This window comes from Rubellimicrobium aerolatum (assembly GCF_017872975.1).
In the GTDB taxonomy this organism is placed as follows: domain Bacteria; phylum Pseudomonadota; class Alphaproteobacteria; order Rhodobacterales; family Rhodobacteraceae; genus Rubellimicrobium; species Rubellimicrobium aerolatum.
In genome coordinates this window covers 70,434-77,431 of sequence record NZ_JAGGJP010000015.1, presented here as the reverse complement: position 1 = coordinate 77,431, position 6,998 = coordinate 70,434, and the positions used below count along the sequence as shown (strand labels likewise).

The following is a 6,998-nucleotide window of genomic DNA, read 5'->3' as shown; positions in this document are numbered from 1 at the left end:
CGACACCCTGGCGCGCCTGCCCGACCACAAGATCACCAAAGTCGGCGAACTGCTGCCCTGGCGCTGGCAGCCGTAGCGGTCAGGCCGGACGCTTACTATCCGGCCCCCTTGGGCTTCCCTGAATCGGTCGGCTGGGCAAGACAAAGGCTCCACTGGGTCGGGAGCCGCACGTCATGCCACCACGTACCGTCTGGGGCTACGAGGTCCCGACCAGTGCGAGCGGGCTCAACCGCTGGCCCAAGGAGCTGAAGCAGGAGGTTGTCCGCCGGCTCGTCGAGGGCCGGAGAGTCGCGGACCGAGCCGAAGAGCTCGACACCTCTCAGGAGCTAACTCGAAAATGGTGGCTCGCGCTGAAGCCGGAGGTCTACAGCCTGCCCCGGGTGGAGAACCCCTTTGCCGAGGTCCACGTCCTCGATGATGAGGAGCCCGGCCCGACGGATAAGGTCGGCACCACGGGGGCGGTCGCCACGGCTGGCACAGCCGAGCCTATCATCGTGTCCTCGAGCCGCTTCACCCTGAACGGCCTGACCTTCGAGGCGGAGCGTGACATCGCGCTCGAGGACCTGACTATGCTTCTGCAAGCCATGGGGAGGGTGCGATGATCTCGCCCGCGCACGGCTGCAAGGTGTAACTGGCCACCCAGCCCGTCGACTTCCGCAAAGGCATGAACGGGCTCGCGGCCTACGTGAAGGCCAACTTCGAGCTGGACCCCTACAGCGGTGCGCTGTTCGTGTTCCGGTCCAAGGGCGGGGACCGTATAAAGGTGCTGCAGTGGGACGACGCCGGACTGGCGCTCGTCCACAAGCGCTTCGCCGCCAAGGGCATCCCCTGGCCGCCCAAGGTGGGCGCACGGCTCGCGCTCACGCGACTCCAGTTCGAGGCGCTCTTCGAGGGGCTGGACTGGCGGCGCATCGTGCCTGCCCGCGAAGTCACGCCAAAGCTGCTTTGACCAGGCTCCACCCTCATGCTGGCCGGAGAGGCTCCCGCTTTGGCGCCACGCAAGACGTGCCTATGGGCCCGTGAACGTTGGCCTCGACTGGAAGGAACGCCCCTGATGAGCGCCTACGTTGTCCTCCTGACAGGCTGCAATGAAAAGCTGCTGGTCGAGGCGACCTCGCTGACTGACTTGGCGCAGGAACTCTCCTGCACGCGCTTCTTAGTGGGCCGGATGATCGCAGCTGACGGGGAGATGATGGCGAGGGGCGTCCTCGTTCCCGTCAGTCGCATCGGGATGATTGCAGAGCCGGAGTGATGTGGCCGGTAAGCCAGAGGGTTTCTTCCTCACCGTGCTGAGTCGCCGCGGCGTATGGCTCTTGCGTCGACGCGATGAGCCGGATGTAGACGAGCCTAGACGAGCGGCTGCATCTTCCACGACCGTGCCCCGTTTGCCGGTTGGCAACGTCGCCGCCTCAATGCATCAATTCTTTGTGGTTGGCTCGAGATCGACAACAGTCCCCTTGAGAATCAGATCCGGAAGATCGCGCTCCTAAGGAAGAACGCCCTGTTCGCCGGGACCGAGATGGGAGCCAAGACATGGATGGTGTTCGCGAGCCTCGTGGAGACGTGCGAACTGAACCGCGCCGATCCTTGGGCCTACTTCCGTTGGCTATTCAAAAAGTCGGAAGATCGCACCTCGCTGAAGAGCCATCAGGAGCTGATGCCTTGGAAGTGCCCCGTCGGCCGGCGCTGATCCGCCTCGAAGAGCACTCCATCAGTTCGGCGCCTGACCGGAAGGGCTGAAGCGCATTCGTAACGGGCCGAAGTCTCGGCCGCGCGGCTCCCAGTCCGGCCCTGAAAGACAGACAAATCGGCCCTCCACCCTGGCGCGTAGCGCCAGGTTACAGCCTCTCACGCCCCAAGAGAATGACACCACTGAGGGGGCAGATACATCGCTTACCCCGAACCAGGACGAGATCATCGATCACAGGCAGGTCGCGCAGTCGGCACGTCGAAGTCGGCCGCTTCCCGCTATGGGCGGGAATGGCATCCTCGACGAGGTCTGATCCCAGCGGCGGGCGTGGGTGGCCCTGTGTCGGCCGACGTGGGGTGGTGTGGGCAGCTCCTCGACTGGCGGCGTGGCACGTTCGATCCCGCCCTCGATCGGCAGGGAGCCATGCGGGACCTGCGACTCGTCGTCAGGGCCGGATCGCCGAGACCGCGACGGCCTTCGCCCGGAACATGAGCCCGCCCAAGACGGGGAGATCCGAACGGCGAACCCCCCGCGCCGGCGTGCCGCGACCGGCGCGCGACCGAGCAGGGAGCAGGATGGCTCCCGGGACGGCGGACGAGCGCGGGCCGCCGGGCGGCCCCCGCGAGGCCGAGCCTTCACAGGAAAGAACCCAGAGCGCGGGTCCGTTCGGCGGGGCCAGGGAGCCGGGCCCTCGGGCGCGCACGACCTTTTGCGACCCCGCCCCCGCGCGGGCCTCAGAACGCGAAGTCGGACAGGCTCAGGTCGGCCTTGGCGAAGTCGTCGAGGGTCACGGTCGTGCCCGACGAGATCGTCAGCACCAGATCGTCGCCGTCTTGCCGGGCCTCGTCGATGATCCGCTGCACCTCCGAGCGGCTGACATCGTCGAGGTCGATGCGGTCGCTGCCGTCGGCGAAGTCGGTGATCCGGTCCCGGCCGTCGCCCCGGTCGAACTCGAACACGTCCGCGCCCGCGCCGCCCGTCAGCACGTCGCGACCCGACCCGCCCTCCAGGCGGTCGCGGCCCGCGCCGCCCGAGAGCGTGTCGTTCCCCGAACCGCCGTCGAGCTCGTCGTTGCCGCTCCCGGCGAGGAGGCGGTCGTTGCCGCGCCCTCCGTCCAGCTCGTCGTTCCCCGATCCACCCTCCAGGCGGTCGCGGCCCGCGCCGCCGTCGAGATCGTCGCGGCCGTCACCGCCGTGGAGACTGTCGTTGCCGCTGCCGGCCTCGATCTCGTCGTTGCCGTCGTTGCCCCAGAGGCGGTCGTTGCCGTTGCCGCCGTGCAGCTCGTCATCGCCGTCCCGGCCATGCAGCCGGTCGTTGCCGTTCAGGCCGAACAGGTCGTCGGCGCGCGGGGTGCCGTAAAGGACATTGGTGCCGTTGGTGCCGCGAAAGACGGGCATGTCGTTCTCCTTCTCGTGATGGCTAGGGGCTGGATGTCAGTCGTCGGCGGTTTCGCTCAGGATCGCGCCGGTGGCGGGATCGAGCCGCAGCTCCACGCGCCGGCCGTCGGCGGCGGTCGCGTCGATCTCGATGTCGGCGCGGTCCACGTCCACGCCGGTCACGCGGTAGCCCTGCGCCTCGAGGTCGGCGATCAGGGCCGAGAGCGGGCGGGCGGCCTCCTGCGCGATGGCGGGCGCGGCGAGGAGGACGAGAGCGAACGCGGGGAGAAGCTGTCTCATGCGGTGTTCCTTCTGCTTGGGACGCCGGGTGGCGGCCCTGGACGAATCACGTTTGGCACATCGGCCCTGACGCCCTCCTGACCGGCCCTGTCAGCCGCGTGTCAGGATGGCGCGGCTAGGAAAGGGCCATGCGCCGCCTCGTCCTCGCCCTTCTGTTGCTCGGCCCCGCCACCGCCTCCGGCCAGGAGGCGGACGACGACCCGGAGCTGCCCGCCGACGGCGACCGCGCGCGGGCGGCGGTAGCGCGGGGGGAGATCCTCGCCCTCTCGGAGCTGCTGCCGCGCCTGGAAGCCTCCTTTCCCGGCGAGGTGCTCGACATCGACCTCGATCTCGACGCCCGTGGGCGCATCGACGAGTACGAGTTCGAGGTGCTGACGCCCGAGGGCCGGCTGATCGAGGTGGACATGGACGCGGCGACCGGCCAGATCACCGAGGTGAGCGACGAGGACCCGGACGGGGAGGACGACTGAGCGGCCATGCGCGTGCTGATCGTCGAGGACGACTCCCGCATCGCCGCCGACCTTTCGGCGGTGCTCGACGCCTCGGGCTTCCGCTCCGAGGTGGTGGGCGACGGCGAGGCCGCGTGGTTCCGGGGCGGGACCGAGGACTATGACGCCATCGTTCTCGACCTCGGGCTGCCGCGCATGGACGGGCTTTCGGTGCTCAAGCGGTGGCGGGCCGAGGGGGTGACGGCGCCGGTGCTGATCCTGAGCGCGCGCGGCACCTGGATCGAGAGGGTGGAAGGGATCGACGCGGGCGCGGACGACTACCTGCCCAAGCCCTTCCGCATGGAGGAGCTGGTGGCACGAGTGCGGGCGCTGGTGCGCCGCGCGGCGGGGCGGGCCGCGCCGGTGGAGACGGCGGGGCCGCTGGCGCTGGATACGACGCGAATGACGGCGACGCTGCATGGTCGCCCCATGGCGCTGACGCCGCTGGAGTTCCGCTGCCTGGCCTACCTCGCGCTCCACCGCGACCGGCCGGTGCCGCCGACCGAGCTTCTGGAGCATCTGCACGGCGACGACGATTCGCGCGAGCAGAACGCGCTGGAGGCGCTTGTGGCACGGCTGCGGCGCAAGCTGGGGCCGGGCGTCATCGAGACGCGGCGGGGCTTCGGCTACATCCTGGCGGGCTCGTGAGGGCGGGATCGATCCGGCTTCGCCTGCTCGTCGCGGGCGTGGCGGGGATCGCGCTGGCGCTGCTGCTGGCGGCGGGGGGCCTCGCGCTGCTGTTCGACCGGCACGTGGAACGGGTGGCGGCGAGCGACCTGGGCGACCGGATCGAGCATCTCGCCTCGGCGGTGGAGGTGGGGCCGGGCGGGGCGCCGGTGCTGGCCGAGCCGCCGCGCGATCCGCTCTATCAACGGCCCTATTCGGGGCATTACTGGCAGATCGAGGCTCCGGGGGCGGAGCTGCGGTCGCGGTCGCTGTGGGATTACGTGCTGCCGCTGCCGGCGGAGGCGGGCGAAAGCTGGCAAGGCGGGGGGGCGGGACCGCTGGGTGAGCCGCTGCTGGTGCTGGTGCGGCGGATCGACGTGGCGGTGCCGGGGGGCGACCTGCCGCTCCGCATCGCCGCGGCCGTGGATCGGGCCGACCTCGACGCGGCGCGGGCGGGGTTCCTGGCGGACCTGGTGCCCTATCTCGCGCTCCTCGGGCTTGCCCTGGTCGGGACGCTGGCGGTGGCGGTGGGGATGGCGTTGCGGCCGCTCTCGGCCATCGGGCGGCGCGTGGCCGCGCTGAGCAAGGGCGAGGCGCGGCGGATCGGGGCCGACCTGCCGACCGAGGTGCGGCCGCTCGCCACCGAGATCGATGCCCTGCTGGCGGCGCGCGAGGCCGAGGCCGAGCGGGCGCGGCTGCGCGCGGGGGACCTCGCGCACGGGCTCAAGACGCCGCTCCAGGCGCTGATGGGCGAGGCCGCGCGCCTGCGGGCGGGCGGGCCGACTGGGGCGGCCGACGGCATCGAGGAGATCGCGCGGGCGATGCGCGCCCATGTGGACCGGGAGCTGGCGCGCGCGCGGCTGGCGGCCGAGCCGGGCGCGGCGTCCTGCGATGCCTGGGAGGTGGCCGAGGCGGTGGCCGGGGTGCTGCGCCGCACGCCCGAGGGGGCCAGCCTGCGGATCGAGGTGGAGGGGGACCGGGGCGCGCGGGTCCGGCTGGACCGCGCCGACCTCGCCGAGGCGCTGGGGGCGCTGGCCGAGAACGCCGTGCGGCACGCGCGCGACCGGGTCGCCATCGTCTGCGCCCGCACGGCCGAGGGCGTGGCGCTGCGCGTCCGCGACGACGGGCCGGGCGCGGCCGAAGGGATGCTCGAATTCCTGCCCGGGCGGGGGCTGCGGCTGGACCAGCGGGACGGAGGCACGGGGCTGGGGCTCACCATCGCCTCCGACATCGCCTCGGCCGTCGGGGGCTCGCTGCGGTTGCGGAACCTGCGGCCGGGCTTCGAGGCCGAGCTGGTCCTGCCGGCCCCGCGCTGAACGGGGCGGATCGCGAAGGGCGTAAGGCGAGGACCTCTCCCCGCCGACCGGCCTAGTCGGCCGGAGCCCGCATCTCCCGGCCCTCGGCCACGGCCTGCCGGATGGCGCCGAGCTCGGGGTCGGAGACGAGGCCATACTCGGACAGCGGGCCGTCCGGCCCGGCCACGTCGTCGGACACGAAGAACTCGGCGAACTCCTTCAGGCCGGGGATGACGCCGACATGGGCCGTCTTGAGATAGAAGAACAGCGGGCGGGACACGGGATACTCGCCGCTCGCGATGCTCTCGACCGAAGGGGTCACGCCCGACATGGTGGCGACCTCCAGCCGGTCGGTGTTGTTCTCGTAGAAGGCCAGCCCGAAGACGCCGACGCCATCCGGGTTGGCCTGGAGCCGGGCCAGGGTCTCGTTGTAGTCGCCGTCGATGTCCACGGAGCGGCCGTCGGTCCGCAGCTCCAGGCAGGCCTCCTCGGCCGCGTCCTCGTTGCCGTCGTGGGCGGCCAGGAAGGCGTCGAGGGCGCCCGAGGCCTCGCAGCCCGCCAGGATCACCTTGTCCTCGAAGACCTCGCGGGTGCCGTGCTTGGTGCCGGGCAGGAAGGCCAGGATCTCCTGGTCGGGCAGCGCCGGGTCGATCTGCGACCAGCGGGCATGGGGGTTGCCCACGATCTGGTTGTCCATGGGCAGCCGGGCGGCCAGGGCTTTGAACCAGTGCTCGGGCGTGAAGGCGAAGGACGGCGCGTCCTCGGGCGTGGCGAAGACCAGGCCGTCATACCCGATGCGGACCTCGACGATCCCGGTCACGCCGTTGGCCTGGCACTCCTCCCACTCCCCCGGGCGCATGGGGCGCGAGGCGTTGGCGATGTCCACCTGGCCCTCGCCCACGCCGTCGCAGAAGCGCGACAGCCCCGCCCCGGTGCCGCCCCCCTCCACCACGGGGGTGCGGAACCCGGTGTCGTCCGCGAAGGCCTCCGCCACGATGGAGGCATAGGGCAGCACGGTCGAGGAGCCGGCCACCTGGATGTGCTTCCGCGCCAGGGCCGGCGAGGCGGCGAAGGCGAGCGCGAGGACCAGGATCGTGCGGGCGGCGTGGGACATGGAACCTCCTGGGCGATGCAATCGACAGGGCCACGAGGATGCACGGGAGCCCTCGGGCCTCGGCTCGGC

The 6,998-nt window shown here is 71.3% G+C and carries 10 protein-coding genes; 7 read left to right on the top strand and 3 right to left on the bottom strand.

The window, feature by feature from the left end; all coding sequences use genetic code 11:
• Positions 1-173: 173 nt before the first annotated feature.
• The 4 genes from J2Z33_RS14645 (at position 174) to J2Z33_RS18765 (ending at position 1,690) form a co-directional block, all read left to right on the top strand.
• Positions 174-602: a hypothetical protein gene (locus tag J2Z33_RS14645; RefSeq protein ID WP_209842380.1), complete on the top strand. Its 429-nt coding sequence runs from the start codon at positions 174-176 to the stop codon at positions 600-602.
• A 29-nt stretch (positions 603-631) separates the two neighbouring features.
• A complete protein-coding gene (gene tnpB / locus J2Z33_RS14640) occupies positions 632-949 on the top strand; it encodes an IS66 family insertion sequence element accessory protein TnpB (protein WP_280922924.1) in 318 nt (105 codons plus the stop codon).
• Between the two features lie 105 nt (positions 950-1,054).
• Positions 1,055-1,252: a hypothetical protein gene (locus J2Z33_RS14635; protein ID WP_209842379.1), complete on the top strand. Its 198-nt coding sequence runs from the start codon at positions 1,055-1,057 to the stop codon at positions 1,250-1,252.
• A 111-nt stretch (positions 1,253-1,363) separates the two neighbouring features.
• The gene (locus J2Z33_RS18765; RefSeq protein ID WP_342454203.1) at positions 1,364-1,690 is read left to right on the top strand and encodes a transposase domain-containing protein; all 327 of its coding nucleotides are present in this window, start codon (positions 1,364-1,366) and stop codon (positions 1,688-1,690) included.
• A gap of 734 nt (positions 1,691-2,424) precedes the next feature.
• Here J2Z33_RS18765 and J2Z33_RS14620 read toward each other — a convergent pair.
• On the bottom strand, positions 2,425-3,087 hold the full coding sequence (locus J2Z33_RS14620) for a calcium-binding protein (RefSeq protein ID WP_209842374.1): 663 nt from the start codon (positions 3,085-3,087) through the stop codon (positions 2,425-2,427).
• Positions 3,088-3,123: 36 nt separating this feature from the next.
• A complete protein-coding gene (locus tag J2Z33_RS14615) occupies positions 3,124-3,366 on the bottom strand; it encodes a PepSY domain-containing protein (RefSeq protein ID WP_209842373.1) in 243 nt (80 codons plus the stop codon).
• A gap of 128 nt (positions 3,367-3,494) precedes the next feature.
• On the opposite strand from J2Z33_RS14615, the gene J2Z33_RS14610 reads away from it, so the two are divergent.
• The 3 genes from J2Z33_RS14610 to J2Z33_RS14600 are packed head-to-tail and all read left to right on the top strand — an operon-like array spanning position 3,495 to position 5,836.
• Complete coding sequence (locus J2Z33_RS14610; protein ID WP_209842371.1) at positions 3,495-3,836, top strand: PepSY domain-containing protein; 342 nt, start codon at positions 3,495-3,497, stop codon at positions 3,834-3,836.
• 6 nt (positions 3,837-3,842) lie between these two features.
• On the top strand, positions 3,843-4,502 hold the full coding sequence (locus J2Z33_RS14605) for a response regulator transcription factor (RefSeq protein ID WP_209842368.1): 660 nt from the start codon (positions 3,843-3,845) through the stop codon (positions 4,500-4,502).
• Positions 4,499-5,836, top strand: a complete 1,338-nt coding sequence (locus J2Z33_RS14600) for a sensor histidine kinase (protein ID WP_209842366.1) — start codon at positions 4,499-4,501, stop codon at positions 5,834-5,836. Before J2Z33_RS14605 ends, J2Z33_RS14600 begins: the two co-directional genes overlap by 4 nt.
• Positions 5,837-5,888: 52 nt before the next feature.
• Here the strand turns inward: J2Z33_RS14600 and J2Z33_RS14595 are convergent, their stop codons facing one another.
• Positions 5,889-6,929: a substrate-binding domain-containing protein gene (locus tag J2Z33_RS14595; protein ID WP_209842364.1), complete on the bottom strand. Its 1,041-nt coding sequence runs from the start codon at positions 6,927-6,929 to the stop codon at positions 5,889-5,891.
• Positions 6,930-6,998 lie beyond the last annotated feature (69 nt).